Raw genomic sequence first — 19,634 nt, forward strand, 5'->3', positions numbered from 1 at the left:
TGGTGCAGGCTGAGGCTGCCGGACAGGCGCCGGGCCGGGTGAGTTCTGCCTCCCCGGCACCGGCCCTGCCCTGTTTCGCGCGATCAATAGATGTCGAAGGAGAAGTACTTCTTGGCGAGGCGCTGGTAGGTGCCATCCTTGTGCATGTCGGCCAGTGCCGTGTTGATCAGCTTGGCCAGATCGGTATCTTCCTTGCGTAGGCCGATGGCGGCCCCGACGCCCAGTGTTTTGGAATCTGTCACCCCGGCGCCGGCAAAGGCGAAGCCGTGCCCTGCACTACTCTTGAGAAAACCGAGTTCGGCCTGCACTGACGACTGGAACGCGGCGTCGAGACGGCCGGCCGTCAGATCCTGGTACACCAGGTCCTGATTCTGGTAGGACATCACCGCGACTCCCTTGGGCTCCCAGTACGTCTTGGCGTAGGTTTCTGCGGTGGAGCCCTGCTCCACGCCGATGCGCTTGCCTTTCAACGCCTCGGCGGTCGGTTGGAAGCCGGCATCCTTGCGCGCGACCAGACGCGGCGGGACGTTGTAGATCTTGTCGGTGAACGCGACCTGCTCCAGACGCTTTTCGGTCACCGCCATCGACGACAAGATGGCGTCGAACTTCTTGGCCTTGAGCGCCGGGATGATGCCGTCCCAGGCGTTTTCCACCCAGACACACCGGGCCTTCAGCTTGTCGCAGATGGCGTTGCCCAGATCGATGTCGAAACCGACCAACTTGCCGTCGGTTGCCTTGGATTCGAACGGGGCATAGCTGGGGTTGACACCAAAGCGGATGACTTTCCAGTCCTTCGCCATCGCACCGCTGGCGGCGCAGGCCAGCATGATGGCCAGTGCAAGTTTTCTCATGTCTCTCTATCTCCTGTTGTCGCAACGGGTACAGCACCAAGCGGCCAGCCTCCTATCACTGTTGTATTGACTGGCCATGAACCGGCGGGCAGCCACGTGATCGTGGCCCTGCGCCGGGAAAACGCGGATCACGGGCGGCGCATGCTACGCTGATAGCCGGCGGGCGACAGCCGTCCGGTCAGCAGGGCCATCGCCAGCACGATTCCGAGGTGCCAGCACCAGCCGGTGGCGAAGCTACCCCCGTCTTCACGGAGCCAGCCCATCAGCCACGGCCCGGCGGCCGCCAGCAAGAACCCCCCGCCCTGCACGAAAGCGGCCAGCGAGCCTGCACTGGCGCGCATCGGCGAGATGTTCCAGCACCACGATCAGGCTCAGCGAGAAAAACCCGCCCAGCCCGACACCGGCCAAGCCCGCCCAGCACCACGGCGCCAGCTGCGGCTGCCATGCCAGGCCGGCAAAGCCAGTGGCCTGACACGCCAGCGCCAGCCATAGCGTCGGGCGGCGATCGCCGTGCTGGCGTGAGAGTAGTGGCAGCAGCAAGGCGGAGGTGGCCTGCAGCACGGCCATCCACGCCAGCAGGTTGGCTGCCGGCTGCGCCGCCATGCCTTGCTCGCGGTAGAACGACGGCAACCAGGCGACCAGGGTGGAATAGCCGCTGTTGGTGAGGCCGAAATACAGCACCAGCAGCCAGGCGCGGCGCTGTGTGGCAAAGCGGCGCAGCGATGCCACACCGGTGCCGTGCGTCGTGGTGGGGACGGTGGTGGCGGTCTGTTGCAGCCAGAGCGCCATTCCCCCCAGTGCCGGCACACTCCACGCCGCCAAGCCCAGGCGCCAGCCGCCGTGCTGCGCGAGCCAGGGGCTGGCTATTGCCCCCAGGGCGCCGCCGCCGACCAGCGCCGCGGAATAGACTCCCATCGCCAGCCCGATGCGCTGCGGGAACAGCCGCTTGGCTACGCCGGGCATCACTGCCTGGATGGTAGCCACGCCGGCGCCGGCAATGGCGGCACTGGCGATCAGCCCGACGCTGCCACTGGCCCAGGCCCGGGTGGCGCAACCGCTGGCCAACAGCAGCAAGGCCAGCGCCACCGTGCGCCGCTCCCCGATCTGTCGTGCCAGCGCCGCGCCGCCAAACGCCAGCAGCCCCATCAGGACGAACGGCAATGCGGTCATGGCCGCTGCGGCGCGTAAGCTCAGCCGCGTGTCTGCACGCAGCAGGTCCAGCACCGGCCCGACCGAGGTGAGGAAGGGGCGCAGGTTGAGTGCGATGGCGGCGAGCAACAGCAAGGCGGCCAGCGGCAGTTCCCGGTGGCGTGACGCCACGGCGGTGTGGGTATCGGTCATGGTCAGCTACTCTGCTGGCAGGCGGTTACAAGAAGAAAGCGCTGTAGCGTCATCGATCTGTTCCGTGAGGGGGTTGTGGAGCAGTCTAAGAAGCGGCGATAGAATTGATAAATTAAATGTTCAACTGATTATCAGTGGGAATCGTAATGACAAATCCGATGCTGGACCCGGTGCTGTTGAAGAGCTTTGTGGCGGTGGTGGAAAGCGGCAGCTTTACCCGTGCTGGTGAGCGGGTGCACCTCAGCCAGTCCACCGTCAGCCAGCATTTGCGGCGGCTGGAAGAACAACTGGGCAGTGAGCTGCTAGACCGCAGCGGCCGCTACGTGGTGACCACCGAAAGCGGCGCCCGCTTGCTGGGCTACGCCCGCCGCCTGCTGGCCCTGATGGAAGACGCGGTGGAGGAGCTACGCGAGGGGCAGGTGCAGGGCGAGATCCACATCGGCGTGCCGGAAGACTTTGCCGCCGACCTGCTGACGCCGCTGCTGGGGGCCTTTGCCCGTGAGTATCCGGCGATCAGACTGGAAGTGACCAGCGGCTTGAGCAATACCCTTTGGCAACAGTTCTGCGCCGGCAGCTACGATCTGGTGCTGGTCAAGCAAAGGCAGGGGCATACTCTCGGCACGGCCGCGTGGCCGGAGCCGCTGGCCTGGTTCGACAGCCTCGATACGCCCAGCTGGCAGCGCGATCCGCTGCCGCTGGTGGTGTTCCCGGTGGGTGGTTTGTACCGCGACGAGATGATTCATGCCCTGGAGAGCGGCGGGCGGCGCTGGCGAATCAGCTATTGCAGCGCCAGCCTCGCCAGCATCCGCTCGGCAGTGGCGAGCGGGCTGGGGGTCAGCCTCCTCCCCGCCCGGCTGGCGTTGTCGGGTCACCGTCGCCTGGGCGAGCTGGAGGGTTTTCCGCCGCTGCCGCCCCTGGAACTGGTGTTGCACCGCCGCCCCGACGTGCCGCAGCGGGTGCTGGAGCTGGCCGAGCGCCTGCAAGCCGCGTGCGACGAGGTGATGGGGTAAGCGACCAGGCCCGGTGCTGTCGGCCGGGGTGCGGCTCGGCCTGGCGCCGACTCGCGTTACGGGGCATCGTGTTCGCCGCTCAGCGCCACCAGGACCGGCCGCACGCTCTGGCTCAGTGCGGCCGCGGCCGCCCAGTCGGGGCCGCTCGGCAGTTTGCTGGGGCCGACTTCGAATTCGATCGGCGCCCTGCGCGGCAGCCATGTGCCGTCCCGCAGCACGATGCGGGTGCCGCGCAGTCCGGCCACGACCACCGGCACACGGGCTTGCCCGGCGGCGAGAAAACCACCCAGATGGAATGGCCGCAGCCCGGCGGCGCGGGTAAAGGTCCCTTCAGGGAAAACCAGCAGGTTTTCGCCCGCTTGCAGTGCGGAGACCATGGCGTCGATATCATGCTGGCTCTGCCGGATATCGGCGCGCTCGATGAAACATACCCCCAGACCGCTCAAGAGGGCTCTTAGCAGCGGATTGGTGCTGAGTTCGCGTTTGGCGGTGAAGGTGTAACCCGGCGCCGCCGGCAGTAAGGCCGTGAGCAACAGCACATCCAGATAGCTGGCGTGGTTGAGCAGCAGCACGTGGGGCTGGCTTGGTAGGCGTTCCAGTCCCTGCACCCTCACCTTCAGCCCGCTCAGTCCTAGACCGAGCCTGGCGGCGGCATGGACAAGGCGCCGGCCCATGGCGGGCCTGCGCAGCAGGATGGTCAGTGCTCCGGCCGGCAGTGCCAGGGTGAGGAGTACCGCCCAGGCATAAACGCCATAGCACCAGGCGGCGAACTGTCGAAACGCGATGACTCCCCAGGCGAACCCGCTCTCCCGCCATAGCCGCAGCGACTGCCGCCATGGTGAGATGGTTGGCGGGTGATTTACCTTGCCCTGCTCATAAGCCGTGCGGCAGGCCTGACGGCGGATTTTGCCGCTGGAGGTCTTCAGGACCGTGTGCGGAAGCGCCAGCACGATATCGTCGAGCGGCACGCCGACCACGTCGGCGGCGGTCTGGCGGATGCGTTGGCGCAGTTGCTCCCCTGCGGTGCTGCCCTGCTCCCGGGTTTCGGCCAACACGACCAATCGTTCCGAGCCCTGACGCGGGTCGGCACTGGCAAATACCGCGACGCAGCCTTTGCGGATGCCCGGCAGGTTGCCGATGGCTTCTTCCAGGTCATAGGGATAGAAGTTGCGGCCGGCACGGATGATCAGGTCCTTGATCCGCCCCGTCAGGTAGACCTCCCCGTCGGCCATGTAGGCGTTGTCGCCGGAATCTAGCCAGCCGTCGTGGAACAGCCCCGTGCTCGCCGTGGGGTTGTGGTAGTAACCCTGCGTCGCGGATGGGCCGCGGAATTCGAGCCGCCCCACCTGGCGCTCCGATAGTTCCGATCCATCCTCGCCCACGATGCGGATTTCATGGTTGGGCAAGGGGCGGCCACAGGAGGGAATGCGGAGGGCCGCGCGGTCGTCCTGGGCCGGGAGGGCTTGCCCCGAGGTGGCGAACGGTTCTGGTGCGATCAGGTCGATGCGCGGGCCTCGGCCGAGCGGTGGGAACGCCAGAGCCACGGTGGATTCGGCCAGCCCGTATACCGGCGTCAAGGCGGTGCGCTGGAAGCCACAGGGGGCAAAGCGGGCGGCGAAGCGTTCCAGCGTGGCGGGGCTCACCGGTTCGGCACCGTTGAAGGCAAAGCGCCAGTGGGATAGGTCGAGGCCTTGCAGTTCGCTGTCGGCGGTCTTGCGCGCGCACAGTTCGTACGCGAAGTTGGGGGCGCCCGACAGGGTCGCGTGGTGCCGGGACACGGCCTGCAGCCAGCGTGCCGGTTGGGCCAGGAAGCTCAGTGTGGGCAGCAGCACCAGAGGGCAGCCGTGGTAGAGCGAGCCCAGCCAGGCCCCGATCAGACCCATGTCATGGTAGAGCGGCAGCCAGGAGACGCCGACATCTTCCGCGGTGATGCCGATGACCTGCCCCATGGCGCGGATATTGGCGAGCAGGTTGGCGTGGCTGAGCATGACCCCCTTTGGATCGCCGGTGCTGCCCGAGGTGTATTGCAGGAAGGCTAGCTCCGAGGATGTGCCCTGGAACGGCCGGCGATCGGTCTCGCCGGCCAGTTCTTCCGTGGTGACGGCTCCGGCGAGGCTGGCGACGTTGGCGCGCAGCAGCGTGGCGACGGGCTTTGCCTGCTGCGTGGTAACCATCAGCACCACGGCGGCGTTGTTGAGAATGCGGGCATGGCGGCGCAGATGCTCGTCGAGCTGGCTCAGGCGGGTGGGTGGGTAGATGGGCACCGGGACGCCGCCCGCCAGCATGACGCCGATGAAGCTCGCCAGATAGCCAAGGCCGGTCGGCAACATCAGTGCGACGGTTTCGCCCGGCGTGATGCCCCGTGCCGCCAGTCCACCGGCAATCGCCCTGCCCGCCTCGTACAACTCGCGGTAACGGATGGGATGGAGCGTTTGCTGCTCGCCGTATAACAGGACGTGGATGCGTTCCGGCTGGCGCTCGACGTGCCAGAGCAAGGCCTCGACCAGGGTGTCCGCGTGCCGCGGCGGATCGATGGCGGAGCCCTGCCGCAGCGGCATGAGAGCCGGCGGCGCCTCGGCCCTATCCGGCTGCGCCAGGTAGGGCAGCAGGTCGCGCACGGTTTCGGTGTGCGACAGCGCTTCGTCCGGCAGTTGAACCGCGAACGCCTGGTTCAGCCGTTGCACCAGTTCGACCCGGGTGAGGCTGTCGAAGCCCAGCTCGCCTTCCAGGGTGCTGTCCAGCGTCACGCCCGCTGGGTGGGCCGGATGCACCTCCCGCTCCAGTGCCCGGATCACCTGCAGCAGGCGCTCGGCGCGTTGCGCTGGCGTGGCGTCGGGGCCGGGATCAGGGCTCGCTGTCACGGGGCGGTGAGGCGGTCGGGGCATCGCGCAACCGGGCCGTGAGGTAGTCGAGCACGGCATCGAACGAGACCAGCTGGCGATAGTCGGCCTCGGGGATGTCGACCTGAAGGCGCTCGTGCAGGCCGATGATGAAGTTGAGCCAATCCATCGAGTCGAGGTCGACCTCGTCGCGCAAGGGGCGGTCGTCGCGCAGCGTGCCCTCCTCCACTTCCGGGGCAATCTTGCGCAGCGAGTCGATCACGAGGGTGCGAAGGCGGGCGCGGTCCATGGCGGGCTCCGGTCGGCGTTGCAGCGGTTAGAGGGCGTCCGGCTGTTGCAGCAGCTGGCGGATTTCGGCCAGGAACAGCGCGCCGCGATGGCCGTCGCTGGCACGGTGGTCGCCGGACAGGCTGGCGATGACGCTGGGCATGGCGACGCATTGGCCCTGCTCCACCCATGGCCGTTCCATCACCTTGCCGAAGCCGACCAAGGCGACTTGCGGCGGGTAGATCACGCCGAACACCGACTCGCTGCCCTGCTCGCCCAGATTGGTCACGGTCAGGGTCGGGTCGGCCATCTCGGAGCTGCGCAGCGATCCGGCGCGGGCCCGCTGCACCAGGTCGGCGAGTTCGTGCATCAGCACCTCGAGCGGTTTGGCGGCGACGTCGTGCAGGGCCGGGGCGATCAGGCCGCCCTGGCGCAGCGAGATCGCCACGCCGAGGTGGGCGGCGGGGGCGGCGCGGAAGGCGCCGTCGATCCAGTGGCCGTTCATCTCGGGGTAGCGGCGCGTGGCCAGCGCCACCGCCTTGAGCAGCAGCACGGCGGGCAGCAGGCGCTCGGTGACGGGCAGTTCGGCGTTGCGCCGCTCCAGCCAGGCGAGGGCCGACCGCAGCGGGATGGTGTCGGCCAGGTAGTAGTGCGGAATCTCGCGTTTGGAGCGGCTCATCGCCGCCGCGATGGCGCGACGCATCTCGGCGCTGCGATCGGGCGCCGGGGCGGCACTGGCCGCCGCCTTGGCCTCGACATCCTGCAGGGTAATCGCCCCCTCCGCTCCCGAGCCGCTGAGGCTGGCGAGGTCGACGCCAAGCTCGCCGGCACGCTTGCGCGCGGCCGGCGAGATGCGGCGGCGCTCGGCGCCCCTGGCGGGCAGCACGGCGTTCTCTGCCGTTTCGCCCGGGGCCAGCAACAGCGCGATCGGGGTGCCGACGGGTACCTTGTCGCCGATGTCGATCAGCAGTTGCCACACGGTGCCGTCGACCCAGCTTTCCACGTCGACGGCGGCCTTGGCGGTATCGACGATGGCGACGATGTCGCCGCGCTTGACCGTGTCGCCGGGGTGGATTTTCCACTCCAGCAGCTTGCCTTCGTCCATGTCGGCGCCGAGCGAGGGCAGTGTGAATTCGATCATGGACGGCCTTTCCGTTGGCGCCGGGTGTGGTCGCGGGGTTGGAGTGGCATCACACTTCCAGATACTCGGTGTAGCCGAAGCCCTGGCGGTAATCGAGCAGCGAGATGACCTGCGGTGTGACCTTGATCACCGCCAGCTCGCTGGCCATGGTTTCCACCGGGCCCATGTCGGTGATTTGCGGGAATTTGGTCTGCATCAGGTCGAGGGCCTGCTCGATCTCGTCCGGGTCTTGCACTTCTTCGGCGGTACCGCCCAGCGACAGCCCCCGGATCTCGTGCCAGTCGGTGTAGTCGTGGTCGATGGCGAGCGAGACCTTGTTGTTGAGCCGGATGTTGCGCAGCTTTTGGGCGTGCACGTCACAGCACAGGTAAATCGTCAGGCCGTCGTTGACGTAGGCGACGGTGGTCGCCTGGGGGTAGCCGTCCTCGCGGACGGTGGCGATGGTGCAGAGATTGTGGGTATTCATCACTTCCAGCACCCGCTGGCGTGCGACGTGATCCATGGCGACTCTCCGGTTAGGTTCCGCAGACGGTGCGTACCGCCGCGGCGATGCTGGCCACATGGGGCAGCGCGGCCTCTTCCAGATGGCGGGCGTAGGGAATGGGGACTTCGGCGCTGCATACCCGCACGGGCGGGGCGTCGAGTTCGTAGAACGCCTGCTCGGCAAGGCGGGCCACCACCTCGGCGGCGAGGCTGCCGCTCTTCCAGCCCTCGTCGACGACCACCGCGCGGTGCGTCTTTTGCAGCGATGCCAGCAGCGTGGCGTCGTCGAGCGGGCGCAGCACGCGCAAGTCGATCACCTCCACCTCGATGCCCTCTTGCGCCAGTTGCTCCGCTGCGTCCAGCGCCTTGCCGAGCAGCCCGCCGTAGGCGATCAGAGTGACGTCGTTGCCGCTACGCCGCACCCTGGCGGAATGGATATCGACCTCGACGTCTTCGGCCAACTCGCCTTCCACGTTGTAGAGCTGGCCGTGCTCGAACAGGATCACCGGATCGGGGTCCTGCAGCGCCGGCCACAGCATGCCGCGCGCGTCTTCCAGCGTGGCCGGCGCCAGCACGCGGATGCCGGGGATGTGGGCGTACCAGCCTTCCAGACTGTGCGAATGCTGCGCGGCGAGCTGGCGCCCGGCGCCGGTGGTCATGCGGATCACCAGCGGCACCGAGCACTGACCGCCCGACATGTGGCGCAAGGTGGCGGCGGTGTTGACGATCTGGTCCAGCGCCAGCAGGCTGAAGTTGACCGTCATCACCTCGACGATCGGGCGCAGCCCGCCCAGCGCCGCGCCGATGCCGGCGCCGACGAAGGCGAGCTCGGAGAGCGGCGTGTCACGGATGCGCTCGGGGCCGAACTCCGCCAGCAAGCCCTTGGACACGGCATAGGTGCCGCCGTAGCGGCCGACGTCCTCGCCCATCAGGAACACGCGCGGGTCGCGCCGCAGCGCATCCCGCATCGCTTCGCGCAGGGCTTCGCGGTAGCTGGTGTGGCTCATGATGCCCCCCGGCGGGGGTATGGACGTCGCGCAGCAGGTCGGCGACCGGCTCCCAGTGGCCGGCGTCGGCAAACGCCACGGCGTCGTCCACCTCGCGCCCGACCTCGGCGTCGAGCGCCAGGAACTGCTCTTCGGCCAACCTGCCCTGGGTTTTCAGCCGCGCGGTGTAGGTGTGGATCGGCCCGTGTTCCTTCCAGTGCTCGATTTCCGCCTTGTCACGATACAGGTCGGGGTCGAACATCGAGTGCGCGCGGAAGCGGTAGGTCTGGAACTCGATGAAAAACGGCTGCTGCGCGGCGCGCACCGTGTCGGCGGCCTCGAGCGCGGCCTGGTAGGTTGCCACCACGTCCATGCCGTCGACGGCGCGGGCCGCGATGCCATAGCTGGCGGCCTTGCGGCACAGGTCGGTCTGCGCCTGGGCGCGCGGCAGCGCGGTGCCCATGGCGTAGAGGTTGTTCTCGCAGCAGAACAGCACCGGCAACTGCCACAGCGCGGCCAGGTTCATCGATTCGTGGAAGGCGCCCTCGGCGACGGCGCCGTCGCCGAAGAAGCAGGCGGTGACGCGGCGGATGCCCTGCATGCGGTCGGCCAGCGCCAGTCCGACCGCCAGCGGCAGGCCGCCGGCGACGATGGCGTTGCCGCCGAAGAAGCGTGCCTTGGCGTCGAACAGGTGCATCGAGCCCCCGCGCCCGCGCGAACAGCCTTCCTGCTTGCCGAACATCTCGGCCATGATGGCGCGCATCGACACCCCGCGCAGCAGCGCCTGGCCATGCTCGCGGTAGGTGGCGACCACGGTGTCCTCCGGCGCCAGCGCGCGCATCGCGCCCGCCGCCACCGCTTCCTCGCCGATGTAGAGGTGCAGAAAGCCGCGGATCTGGCCGGCGCCGTACAGCTCGGCGGCCTTTTCCTCCAGCCGGCGGATGCGCAGCATGTCGCGCAACAGGCCTAGTGCCAGCTCCGGTGCGAACGGTACGGGGGCGGTGGGGACCGGGCCCGGCGGCAGCATCAGCTCGGCGCCTGCTGAGTTGGGCTGGCTCATGCGCCCTCCTCCAGTGTCGACAGATCGCCTTCCGGCAGCCCCAGCTCGCGCGCCTTGAGCAGGCGGCGCATGATCTTGCCGCTGCGGGTGCGCGGCAGCGTCGGCAGGAAGGCGATCTCCTTCGGCGCCACCGCGGCCCCCAGGCGCTTGCGGGCATGGCCGAGCAGCTCGGCGCGTAGCGCTTCGCTGGCCTCGACGCCCCGCTTGAGCGAGACGAAGGCCTTCACCACCTCGCCCACCATCTCGTCGGGCTTGCCGATCACCGCGGCCTCGGCCACCGCCGGGTGCTCCATCAGCGCGCTTTCCACCTCGAACGGCCCGATCAGGTGACCGGACGACTTGATCACGTCGTCGGCGCGGCCGACGAACCAGTAATAGCCGTCGGCATCGCGCCGCGCCAAGTCGCCGGTGAGGTAAAGCTCGCCGGAAAAACACTTGCGATAGCGCTCGTCCTGTCCCAGGTAGCCGCGGAACATCGACGGCCAGCCGGCCTTGAGGGCGAGCTCGCCGACGGCATCCGCGTCGCTCAGCACCTCGATGGGCCGGTCGGGCTGGTGCCGCACGATGCAGGCCTCGACACCGGGCAGCGGCTTGCCCATCGAGCCCGGCTTGACCGGCATCGCCACGGTGTTGGCGATCATGATTCCGCCGGTTTCGGTCTGCCACCAGTTGTCGTGGATCGGCAGGCCCAGCACGTCCGCGCCCCACCACACCGCTTCCGGGTTGAGCGGCTCGCCGACACTGGCGATGAAGCGCAGCGCGGGAAAGTGGAACTGGTGCGCCAGCTCCGGCCCGGCCTTCATCAGCATGCGGATCGCCGTGGGCGCGGTGTACCACACGCTCACCCGCTCCTCCTGCAGGACGCGGTACCAGTGTTCGGCGTCGAACTCGGACTCGTCGATGATGCTGGTCACGCCGTGCAGCAGCGGGGCGATGATGCCGTAGGAGGTGCCGGTGACCCAGCCGGGGTCGGCGGTGCACCAGTAGATGTCCTGCGGATGCAGGTCGAGCGCGTACTTACCGGTGACGTAATGGGTGAGCGCCGCGCCGTGTACATGCAGCGCGCCTTTCGGGGTGCCGGTGGTGCCGCTGGTGAAGTGCAGCAGCGCCGGGTCGTCGGGCCGGGTGGGAGCGATGGCGAACTCGTCGGCGGCCTCCGCCATCAGCCGGCCGAGATCGAGCGTACCGGGCTCATCGGGCGTGGAAAGGTTGGCCGAAGCCCCCTCGTCGTCGATCAGCAGCACCTGACGCAGCGACGGCATCTGCGCCCGCATCGCCGCCACCTTGCGGCGGTACAGCGACGCGGTGGTCACCAGCAGCGCCCCCTGCCCGAGCCGCACCCGGGTGGCGATCGGCTCCGGGCCGAAGGCGGAGAACAGCGGCGACACCACCGCGCCGGTCTTGAAGCTACCCAATACCGCGAGATAGAGCTCCAGGCGTCGTCCGCACAGCACGAACACCCGGTCGCCGCGGCCGATGCCGAGACCGGTCAGGACGTTGGCGAAGCGGTTGCTAAGGAGGTGCAACTCGTCGTAATGGATGTCGCGGCGGCTGCCGTCGGCCGAGAGCAGGCGCAGCGCGGTGTGCCCGGCCCGCTCGCTCAAGGCGTGGCGGTCCACCGCTTCGAACGCGATGTTGAGCCCGCCTCCGGGAAGCCCTGCCAGCTCGCGCCGCTCGTCGTCCCAGGAAAATGTGTGGCATACCGCATCGCGATCGCCCAGGTTGGGTAACACCGGTAGTGCAGCGACGTTCTTGTCTATCAGAGTCGGTCGCACGGCGGCTCCTCGTCAGTGCTGCCCGTCGCCCTGCTTGGGAAGTGTGATCCCGAGGCTGGACAGCAGGTCGATTGGCATGGGGAACACGATGGTCGAGCTCTTGTCGCCGGCAATTTGCGTGAGCGTTTGCATGTAGCGCAACTGCATCGCCTGCGGTTGGCGCGCCAGCATCTGGGCTGCTTCCAATAGCTTGACCGAGGCCTGCAGCTCGCCTTCGGCGTGAATGACTTTGGCACGCCGCTCGCGCTCGGCCTCGGCTTGCCGCGCAATCGCCCGGACCATGGTTTCGTTCAGGTCGACGTGCTTGATCTCGACGTTGGAGACCTTGATGCCCCAACTGTCGGTCTGGGCATCAAGGACTTTCTGGATGTCCAGGTTGAGCCTTTCGCGTTCGGCTAACAGCTCGTCGAGTTCATGCTTGCCCAGTACCGCGCGTAGTGTGGTCTGCGCCAGCTGGCTGGTAGCTTCGTGAAAATTGACGACCTGAATGATCGCCCGCTCCGCATCGACGACCCGGAAATAAACGACCGCGTTCACCTTCACCGACACGTTGTCGCGGGTGATGACGTCCTGTGGCGGCACGTCCATCACCACCGTTCGCAAATCCACCCGCACCATCTGCTGCACGCCCGGGATGATCAGGATCAGGCCAGGGCCCTTGACCTTCCAGAAGCGGCCCAGCGTGAACACCACGCCGCGTTCGTATTCGCGCAGGATGCGAAACGACGACGCTATCAGCAACACGACCAGCAGTACGACACCGCCGCTCCCCAGTCCGAATGCCATGACTACGCTCCTTTCGTGGTTTCGCCGCACGGCTCCACGCTCATCACCAGTCCCTGCCGGGCGATCACCCGCACCCGCTGACCGCGCCTGAGCGGTACCGGGCTCTGCACGCGCCATTGTTCACCGTGGATGGTGGCCCAGCCCTCGCTTTGCAGGTCGTCGATGATTTCGCCGGTACTCCCGATCAGCCGCACCTCTCCGCTCACCACCGGGCGCCGGCGCGCCTTCAGCGCCATGCCCGAGATGAAGAAGATGAACAGGCCGGAGCCCGCCGCGAGTGCCACGATCAGCCCGATCGGCACCCCGAAGCCGGGCAGGTCGGTATCGATCAGCATCACCCCGCCGATGACGAACATGACGATGCCGCCGATGCCCAGTGCGCCGAAACTGGGCAGAAAGGCCTCCGCCACCATGCACCCCAGGCCAAGCAGCATCAGCGCCAATCCGGCGTAGTTCACCGGCAGCATCTGCAGGGCGTACAGCCCGAGCAGCAGGCAGGTGGCGCCGACGAGACCGGGCACGACGAAACCGGGGTTGGAAAATTCGAACAGCAGACCGTAGATGCCGATCACCATCAGGATCATGGCGACGCTGGGGTCGGCGATGACGCCGAGAAAACGGCTGCGCCAGTCGGGCTGCAGCGTGATCACGGCGGCACCGGCGGTGTGCAGCACCCGCTCATCCGGCCCGATCTTGACCTTGCGGCCTTGCAGCTTTACCAACAGATCAGGGACATCGCGTGCCGTCAGGTCGATCACGTTCCGGGCCAGCGCCTCGTCGGCCGACAGGCTGACCGCCTCGCGTACCGCCTGCTCGCCCCAGGCGACATCGCGGCCGCGCAGTTGCGCCAGGCCGCGGATGTAGGCGGCGGCGTCGTTGATCTGCTTGTGGGTCAGCGTGTCCTGGGTGCTGCCGCCCTGCTCCTGAGCCGCTTCGCTGCTGCCGGATTTGCCGCTCCTGGCGGATGGCTGTTCCGGCTGCGCGCCGGTGATGCCGATCTGAATCGGCGTGGCAGCGCCCACGTTGGTGCCGGGGGCCATGGCGGCGATGTGGCTGGCGTAGAGGATGTAGGTGCCGGCGCTGGCGGCGCGCGCGCCGCTGGGGGCGACGAAACTTGCCACCGGCACCGGTGACGCCAGGATGGCCTTGATGATCTGCCGCATCGAGGTGTCGAGCCCGCCCGGGGTGTCCATCTGCAGCACCACCAGTTGCGCCCCTTCTTTCTCGGCGCGGGCCAGGCTGCGCGTGACGTGATCGGCGCCGACCGGGCCGATGGCGCCGGTGAGCGGTATTAGCATGACGGGTGGTTGTGGTGTGGCCGCAGTCGCCCCACCCAGTAACAGTCCGAGCCAGATCATGATGATGTGCCACAGCTTCATCATCGCAGGCGGTCCAATCGATCACGCGACAGTCTAAATCTAGACCATGAATCCGGTGGGCACGGCGAATTGCCGCTCAGCCTGCGCCGCCGCCGTTCTGGCAGGGCGCATCGCCGGGGTCGTCAACACGCTGCGCTGCAGCGGGAAGCCCCTCGCCATGGCCGGTTGGCGGCAAGGATTGTTGAGCTTTTTATCATGAAACGGGATAGAATCTCGATAAATAAAACCAATAATTATTCTCACTATGACTTTGCTACTTTCTCATCCTGCCGATCTCTCCGTCGACGTCCTGCTGGACACGATAGAGCACCAGCGCATCGGTACCGAATATCAGGTTCTGGTCGATACGGTTTCGCTGGCAACGGTGGGTCACGAAGCGCTGGCCCGCTTCTACCGACGCGACGGGACGGCCCTGCCGCCACAGCTGGTGTTCGACGCCTTGCACCACTCTCCTTTCACCCTGTTCCAGGTCGAGCTGTTGGCCAAGCGCTTCCAGATTGCCGCTGCGCCGCCGGAGGGGCTGCTGTTTCTGAACGTCGATCCGGATGCCTTCATGCAGCCGGTCAGCGACGAGCGCCGCCATCCGATGCTGGCGCTGTTCGAGTCGCCGCAACGGCTGGTGGTGGAAATCATCGAGAATTCCAGCGTGCAAGAGGCGCATCTGAGCCAACGCTTGGCCGAGATCCTGAAGGCGCACGGCGTGCGTCTGGCGCTGGACGATATCGGCAGCCCGGAGTCGATGCTGTCGCTGACGCTGTTGGGCGGGGTCGACTATTTCAAATTCGACCGTTCCTGGCTGGCGCGGCGCGGCGACCCGGCCGGGATGCGACTGCTCAAGGCGCTCTTGGGCTACGCGCGCGAGCTGGGCAAGCAGTGCGTGCTGGAGGGGGTGGAAACGGAGCAGGACCTCGAGCTGGCGCGCGAGCTCGAGGTCGATCTGGTGCAGGGGTTTCTATTCCGGGAGCGGTTCCGGCTGGTGCGGGCCTGACGCCGGCTTACTCCTCGTCGGCTTCGTCGCCAGACTCCAGCGCCAGGTGCGAGGCGAGCTGCTTGTTCGACTTGATGCCAAGCTTGCGCAGTTTCTCGGCGCTGGTGATGAGGTTGCCGCGGCCGATCTGCAGCTTCTTCATCGCGTCGCCGAAGGTGTCACGGGTGGTGTCGAGCTGCTTGCCGAGCTTTTCCATGCTGTCGACGAAGCCGACGAACTTGTCGTACATCGCCCCGCTCTGGCGGGCGATTTCCTGGGCGTTCTGGTTCTGGTACTCGTAGCGCCAGATGCTGGCGACGGTGCGCAGCGTGGCCAAGAGCGTGCTCGGGCCGACGATCATGATGCGGCGCTCGAACGCCTCGTTGAACAGGCTCATGTCGTGCTGTACCGCCAGCAGGTAGGCCGGTTCGACCGGCACGAACATGAACACGAAATCCAGCGTATTGAGCTTGTACAGATCCTGATAGCGCTTTTCCGACAGGGTGCGGATGTGGGCGCGGATGGCGGCAATGTGCGCCTTCAGCTCCGCTTCGCGCAGCACGTCGTCGCTGGCGGCGGTGTAGCGCACGTAGGCGTTGAGCGACACCTTGGAATCGACCACCAGCTGCTTGCCTTCCGGCAGGTCGATCACCACGTCCGGCTGGTAGCGGCGGCTGCTGCCGTCCTCGGTCTCGACGGTGTCGGACACCTGCACGCGGTACTCGCGGTCCTTGTGCAGGCCCGAGGTTTCCAGCACCTTCTCCAGCACCATCTCGCCCCAGGTGCCCTGTGCCTTGCTGTTGGCGCCGGTAAGCGCGTTGGTCAGCGCCACGGCGTCGTGGTTGAGGCGGGTGTTGAGTTCCTGCAGCCGGCGCAGCTCCTGCTCCAGCGTCAGGCGCTCTTTCGAATCCTTGTCGTAGGTGTCCTGCACCAGCTTGCCGAAGTTCTGGATGCGCTCGTGCAGCGGCGTCAGCAGCGAGCCCAGGTTTTCCTTGTTCTGCTCGGTGAAGCGGCGCGATTTTTCCTCGAGGATCTCGCTCGCCAATGTTTTGAACTGGTTGGACAGCGCTTCCTTGGCGTCGTCGAGTAAGGCCAGCTTCTCGCGCGTCTGCTGGCGCTCCTTGTCGAGCGTGGTGACCAGCTCTTGCTCGCGTGCAGTCAGTCGAGTGATGTCTTCGGCCAACCTCGTGGCCAGTTCGCGTTCCTTGATCACCTGAAGCTGCGAGGCTTCCAGCTGACGCCCCTGCTCGGCGCGCGCCGCCAGCTGGCTCGCGGTGTCGCGCAGTTCGCGCGTCAGCTGCTCGATGGTGCGCTCGCGCTCGCCCAGCACCTGCTCCAGCTCCGGCACGCGCTGGGCACGGGTGGCATAGCTGGCGATGCGCTGCTGGTTGTCGCCCAGCTGCTGGCGGGCTTCGGCCAACGTCGCGGCCAGGTCGCGCTCGCGCCCTTTCAGTTCGTCGACCTGCATCTGGCAGGCCTTCAGCTGCGCGGCGAGTGCCGCATTTTCGGACAAAGCTTCGCCACGGCCGCGCTGATACTCGGCCTGGGCGCGCGATTTTTGTACCGACCACAATGCGGCGCCGCCCACGATCAGGCCAACCAGCAGTCCGATGATAATTTCCATTGTTTATCAGTGCCTTGTCGAAATAAGTTCAGATAGATGCGGAGCTTGTGAGGCGGCGTTTGTCTGATGAAAAACGATATGGAATCAGTGGTCTGGGTTGATTCATCAAGCCAGATTATGAGGATGGATCGAACTCCCCTCCAACGCCGGACAATCCATCACGTCATTCGATCCACGATTCTTCTTTAACGGCAATGCCTTGCGACGGAATATTCGATCCGATTCGAGCTTTGATGCGTCAGATTGAGCTTAATTATTGTTGTGGTATTTCATCGGCTTGCATGATTTTCTTCAGACTGACTGTCGGTCGCCCTGCCCGGCCGGCAGCTGCCAGTGGTCGAGGTAAATCTGCAGCTCCTTGCGGTTCTGCCATTCGTTGGCCACCACCTGGTACACCGCCTCGATCTCGTCCGGCAGCCAGTCCACTTGGTTGAAACGCATGGCGTCGAATTCCTGGCCATCCTTGAACAGCCGCAGCTTGAGGTGCTTGTCGCCGACGATGCGCTGCTGCATCACGTGGAAACGGTCGCAGAAGGTCGGCGGCGGAAAACCCTGCCCCCACACCTGCGCCGCCAGTTCCTCGGCAAAACCCAGGTGCAATTCGCGCGGCCCGAGGCTGCCATCGGTCTCCAGCGTGCGTGTCAGCTGCTGCTCGCTCATCCATTCGCGCGCCACGGTTTCGAAGGCCTGGCAGAAGGCGGGGAAATCGACTTCGGCGATGGTCAGGCCGGCGGCCATGGCATGGCCGCCGAACTTGCGCAGCAGCCCGGGATGGCGCTTGGACACCGGGTCGAGCGCGTCACGCAGGTGGAAGCCGGGAATCGAGCGTCCGGAGCCCTTGATTTCGCCCTCGTCACCCGGCGCGAACACGATGGACGGTCGGTGGAAGCGTTCCTTCAGGCGCGAGGCGACGATGCCGACCACGCCCTGGTGCCAGTCGTCGCGGTATAGGGCCAGCGTGTAGCGTTCGGCCGGATCGATGCTGGCGAGCACCGCCAGCGCCTCGTCCTGCATGCCATGCTCGATCTGGCGCCGTTCACGGTTCAGCGCGTCCAACTCCTGCGCCAGCTGCATGGCCTGGCTTTCGGTGGCCGCCAGCAGGCAGGCGATGCCCAGGCTCATGTCGTCGAGCCGGCCGGCGGCGTTCAGGCGCGGACCGAGCGTGAAACCGAGGTCGAAGGTGTTGGCCTTGTGCGCCATGCGCCCGGCGACGCGGAACAGCGCGGCGATGCCCGGCGTCATGCGACCGGCGCGCATGCGGCGCAGGCCGTTCTCCACCAGGATGCGGTTGTTCTGGTCGAGCCGCACCACGTCGGCCACGGTGCCGAGCGCGACGTAGTCAAGCAGCTCACCGAGGTTGGGTTCCGGCTTGTCACCGAACGCCCCGCGCGCGCGCATCTCGGCGCGCAACGCCATCAGCACGTAGAACATCACGCCGACGCCGGCGAGGTTCTTCGACGGAAACGGGCAGCCCGGCTGGTTGGGGTTGACGATCAGCGCGTCCGGCAGGGTGTCTCCCGGCAGGTGGTGGTCGGTGACCAGCACTTCGATGCCGCGCGCCTTGGCGGCTTCCACCCCGGCCACGCTGGCGATGCCGTTGTCGACGGTGACGATGATGTCGGGCTGGTGCTGTGCCGCCAACTCGACGATCTCCGGCGTCAGACCGTAGCCGTACTCGAAGCGGTTGGGCACGATGAAGTCGACGATGGCGCCGTGCGCCGCCAATCCCTTCATCGCCACGCTGCAGGCAGTGGCGCCATCGGCATCGTAATCGGCCACGATCAGCAGTCGCTCGCGCCGGGCGATGGCGTCGGCCAGCCGGCGCGCCATGGCATCGATATTCTTGAGCTGCTGGAATGGCAGCAGCGCCTTCAGGCTGCAGTCGAGCTCGGCGGGGCTGGTGATGCCGCGCGCGGCGAACAGGCGTGCCATCAGCGGGCTGATGCCTTGCGCCTGCAGCGTGGCGTGGTGGTCGGGCGGGACGGAGCGGGTCTGGATGCGAGTCATTCGGCGGGATAGAGCGAAGTGAGCGGACGCGCGCGGCGCCAGAATTTCCACAGGTCGGAACGGGTCACGTTGGCCGAAAAACCGGCCGGGCCGTGCGTCGTCAGGGTGAGCTGGCCGATTCGGCCGGACTTGAGAGCGGCCGCCAGCGGCGCGAACCAGTCAGTCTCCAGCTGCATCAGCGTGTCACGCCAGCCCCAGGCGTCGCGGTACTGCGCCGGTGCGAGCAGGCGGTCGAGATGCACCAGCGCGGAGGCTTCGCCATGCAGGGTCTCGGCCAGCGCGTCAAAGGCAAACGGAACGCTGTCGGCGCGCTGCCCGGCCTGTCGCGCCAACCCCTGCCAGGTGGGGTCGTCGCTGAATAGCCGTGCCTCCGGTGTCATCGGCTGGGTCCCCGCTTCGTCCTCGCCCCACAGCCAGACGCTGTTGACGCTCACTTCGCCCTGCGCCTCGCGCTGATCGTTGGTGGGGTGGGTGTAGAGCAGCATCTGCATCTCGTTGAGCCAGCGGCTCCACGTTAGCCCATTGCTGCCGCCCGGCAGGTGCTCGTTGATGTTCTCCCCCACCGCATCCATCAGCGGGGTGAAGCGGGCGCCGCTGGCAGCGGCCAGCCGAACGTACCAGCGCCCGGGTTGCGGCGCGTAGAAGGTCATGCCGTCCTCGGCGAAGTGCCGGTTCAGGCTCCCGACCAGGGCGTCGGCCTCGTGCTGCGCCAGGTTCATCACCCCGACGTCGGCCAGCAGCGCACGGTCGCGGTCGATACGCACGTGCACCGGATCGGCGATCAGCCAGTGGCCGGTGGCGGCATCCAGACCGGCAGCGAGGGCGTCTTGGCGTGCCGGGGCGAGGCGCGAGAGGCCGAAGCTTTGGGCGGTCAGCGCCGACAGGGGGCCGGGCGCGGCGTCGATCCGGGCGCGGCCGAGCAAGGTCGCCAGCGCCGGCAGCGCCAGTCCCTTGAGCACCTCGGCGCCGTCGTGGGCGTCGAGCCAACTCAAGCCAGGGACGATCAGGGTCAGTTTCATCGAGTGGAATCCAGGTGGGAATGACGACGCCGCGCAGGGGCGCGGCGTCGGAGCGAAAGGTTGGCCGAAATCTTCTACCAACCAGTGGCCATCGCGTG

General features: G+C 67.0%; 17 protein-coding genes. 2 read left to right on the top strand and 15 right to left on the bottom strand.

What is annotated here, in order from left to right; all coding sequences use genetic code 11:
* Positions 1–83: 83 nt before the first annotated feature.
* The 3 genes from ABKF58_RS14665 to ABKF58_RS14675 form a co-directional block, all read right to left on the bottom strand.
* Positions 84–851, bottom strand: coding sequence for an ABC transporter substrate-binding protein (locus tag ABKF58_RS14665; protein WP_008952758.1), 768 nt, complete (start codon positions 849–851; stop codon positions 84–86).
* A gap of 128 nt (positions 852–979) precedes the next feature.
* A complete protein-coding gene (locus ABKF58_RS14670; RefSeq protein ID WP_482581543.1) occupies positions 980–1,114 on the bottom strand; it encodes a hypothetical protein in 135 nt (44 codons plus the stop codon).
* Positions 1,098–2,192 (bottom strand): MFS transporter, encoded by a 1,095-nt coding sequence (locus tag ABKF58_RS14675; RefSeq protein WP_482581545.1) that lies wholly within the window; start codon positions 2,190–2,192, stop codon positions 1,098–1,100. Before ABKF58_RS14675 ends, ABKF58_RS14670 begins: the two co-directional genes overlap by 17 nt.
* 146 nt (positions 2,193–2,338) lie before the next feature.
* Here ABKF58_RS14675 and ABKF58_RS14680 point away from each other — a divergent pair, with 146 nt between their 5' ends.
* Positions 2,339–3,202 carry a LysR family transcriptional regulator gene (locus tag ABKF58_RS14680; RefSeq protein WP_482581547.1) on the top strand — a complete coding sequence of 288 codons (864 nt, stop codon included), beginning with the start codon at positions 2,339–2,341 and terminating at the stop codon, positions 3,200–3,202.
* 56 nt (positions 3,203–3,258) lie between these two features.
* Here ABKF58_RS14680 and ABKF58_RS14685 read toward each other — a convergent pair whose 3' ends face one another.
* Genes ABKF58_RS14685 through ABKF58_RS14725 form a run of 9 tightly spaced genes read right to left on the bottom strand, consistent with a single transcriptional unit; the run spans position 3,259 to position 13,922 of the window.
* Positions 3,259–6,063, bottom strand: coding sequence for an AMP-binding protein (locus tag ABKF58_RS14685; protein ID WP_482581548.1), 2,805 nt, complete (start codon positions 6,061–6,063; stop codon positions 3,259–3,261).
* Positions 6,047–6,331 (bottom strand): acyl carrier protein, encoded by a 285-nt coding sequence (locus tag ABKF58_RS14690; RefSeq protein WP_482581550.1) that lies wholly within the window; start codon positions 6,329–6,331, stop codon positions 6,047–6,049. The genes ABKF58_RS14685 and ABKF58_RS14690 overlap by 17 nt, the downstream gene beginning before the upstream one ends.
* Before the next feature lie 27 nt (positions 6,332–6,358).
* On the bottom strand, positions 6,359–7,450 hold the full coding sequence (locus tag ABKF58_RS14695) for a dihydrolipoamide acetyltransferase family protein (RefSeq protein WP_482581553.1): 1,092 nt from the start codon (positions 7,448–7,450) through the stop codon (positions 6,359–6,361).
* A 49-nt stretch (positions 7,451–7,499) separates the two neighbouring features.
* Complete coding sequence (locus tag ABKF58_RS14700; RefSeq protein ID WP_482581554.1) at positions 7,500–7,952, bottom strand: pyridoxamine 5'-phosphate oxidase family protein; 453 nt, start codon at positions 7,950–7,952, stop codon at positions 7,500–7,502.
* Between the two features lie 13 nt (positions 7,953–7,965).
* On the bottom strand, positions 7,966–8,889 hold the full coding sequence (locus ABKF58_RS14705; protein ID WP_482584388.1) for an alpha-ketoacid dehydrogenase subunit beta: 924 nt from the start codon (positions 8,887–8,889) through the stop codon (positions 7,966–7,968).
* Entirely contained in the window at positions 8,777–9,979 is a 1,203-nt protein-coding gene (gene pdhA / locus ABKF58_RS14710) for a pyruvate dehydrogenase (acetyl-transferring) E1 component subunit alpha (RefSeq protein ID WP_482581556.1), read from the bottom strand. The genes ABKF58_RS14705 and pdhA overlap by 113 nt, the downstream gene beginning before the upstream one ends.
* A complete protein-coding gene (gene acsA / locus ABKF58_RS14715) occupies positions 9,976–11,754 on the bottom strand; it encodes an acetate--CoA ligase (RefSeq protein WP_482581558.1) in 1,779 nt (592 codons plus the stop codon). Before acsA ends, pdhA begins: the two co-directional genes overlap by 4 nt.
* 12 nt (positions 11,755–11,766) lie before the next feature.
* A complete protein-coding gene (locus tag ABKF58_RS14720) occupies positions 11,767–12,540 on the bottom strand; it encodes a slipin family protein (RefSeq protein ID WP_482581560.1) in 774 nt (257 codons plus the stop codon).
* Between the two features lie 2 nt (positions 12,541–12,542).
* Positions 12,543–13,922, bottom strand: a complete 1,380-nt coding sequence (locus ABKF58_RS14725; protein WP_482581562.1) for an NfeD family protein — start codon at positions 13,920–13,922, stop codon at positions 12,543–12,545.
* A gap of 241 nt (positions 13,923–14,163) precedes the next feature.
* Between ABKF58_RS14725 and ABKF58_RS14730 the strand changes: the two genes are divergently transcribed.
* Complete coding sequence (locus ABKF58_RS14730; RefSeq protein WP_482581563.1) at positions 14,164–14,907, top strand: EAL domain-containing protein; 744 nt, start codon at positions 14,164–14,166, stop codon at positions 14,905–14,907.
* 7 nt (positions 14,908–14,914) lie between these two features.
* Here ABKF58_RS14730 and ABKF58_RS14735 read toward each other — a convergent pair whose 3' ends face one another.
* From ABKF58_RS14735 to ABKF58_RS14745, 3 genes are all read right to left on the bottom strand, one after another.
* Complete coding sequence (locus ABKF58_RS14735; protein WP_482581565.1) at positions 14,915–16,510, bottom strand: DNA recombination protein RmuC; 1,596 nt, start codon at positions 16,508–16,510, stop codon at positions 14,915–14,917.
* Positions 16,511–16,801: 291 nt separating this feature from the next.
* Positions 16,802–18,517 (bottom strand): single-stranded-DNA-specific exonuclease RecJ, encoded by a 1,716-nt coding sequence (gene recJ / locus ABKF58_RS14740; RefSeq protein WP_482581567.1) that lies wholly within the window; start codon positions 18,515–18,517, stop codon positions 16,802–16,804.
* Complete coding sequence (locus ABKF58_RS14745) at positions 18,514–19,536, bottom strand: hypothetical protein (protein WP_482581569.1); 1,023 nt, start codon at positions 19,534–19,536, stop codon at positions 18,514–18,516. The genes recJ and ABKF58_RS14745 overlap by 4 nt, the downstream gene beginning before the upstream one ends.
* Positions 19,537–19,634: the final 98 nt, after the last annotated feature.

This window comes from Pseudogulbenkiania sp. AW2-16, from assembly GCF_056824575.1.

Coding starts and splice junctions, on each gene's coding strand:
- ABKF58_RS14670 (WP_482581543.1), bottom strand. CDS start 1,114: ATGGGCTGGCTCCGTGAAGACGGGGGTAGCTTCGCCACCGGCTGGTGC.
- ABKF58_RS14690 (WP_482581550.1), bottom strand. CDS start 6,331: ATGGACCGCGCCCGCCTTCGCACCCTCGTGATCGACTCGCTGCGCAAG.
- ABKF58_RS14745 (WP_482581569.1), bottom strand. CDS start 19,536: ATGAAACTGACCCTGATCGTCCCTGGCTTGAGTTGGCTCGACGCCCAC.
- ABKF58_RS14680 (WP_482581547.1), top strand. CDS start 2,339: ATGACAAATCCGATGCTGGACCCGGTGCTGTTGAAGAGCTTTGTGGCG.
- ABKF58_RS14665 (WP_008952758.1), bottom strand. CDS start 851: ATGAGAAAACTTGCACTGGCCATCATGCTGGCCTGCGCCGCCAGCGGT.
- recJ (WP_482581567.1), bottom strand. CDS start 18,517: ATGACTCGCATCCAGACCCGCTCCGTCCCGCCCGACCACCACGCCACG.
- ABKF58_RS14735 (WP_482581565.1), bottom strand. CDS start 16,510: ATGGAAATTATCATCGGACTGCTGGTTGGCCTGATCGTGGGCGGCGCC.
- ABKF58_RS14725 (WP_482581562.1), bottom strand. CDS start 13,922: ATGATGAAGCTGTGGCACATCATCATGATCTGGCTCGGACTGTTACTG.
- pdhA (WP_482581556.1), bottom strand. CDS start 9,979: ATGAGCCAGCCCAACTCAGCAGGCGCCGAGCTGATGCTGCCGCCGGGC.
- ABKF58_RS14730 (WP_482581563.1), top strand. CDS start 14,164: ATGACTTTGCTACTTTCTCATCCTGCCGATCTCTCCGTCGACGTCCTG.
- ABKF58_RS14695 (WP_482581553.1), bottom strand. CDS start 7,450: ATGATCGAATTCACACTGCCCTCGCTCGGCGCCGACATGGACGAAGGC.
- ABKF58_RS14720 (WP_482581560.1), bottom strand. CDS start 12,540: ATGGCATTCGGACTGGGGAGCGGCGGTGTCGTACTGCTGGTCGTGTTG.
- ABKF58_RS14700 (WP_482581554.1), bottom strand. CDS start 7,952: ATGGATCACGTCGCACGCCAGCGGGTGCTGGAAGTGATGAATACCCAC.
- ABKF58_RS14675 (WP_482581545.1), bottom strand. CDS start 2,192: ATGACCGATACCCACACCGCCGTGGCGTCACGCCACCGGGAACTGCCG.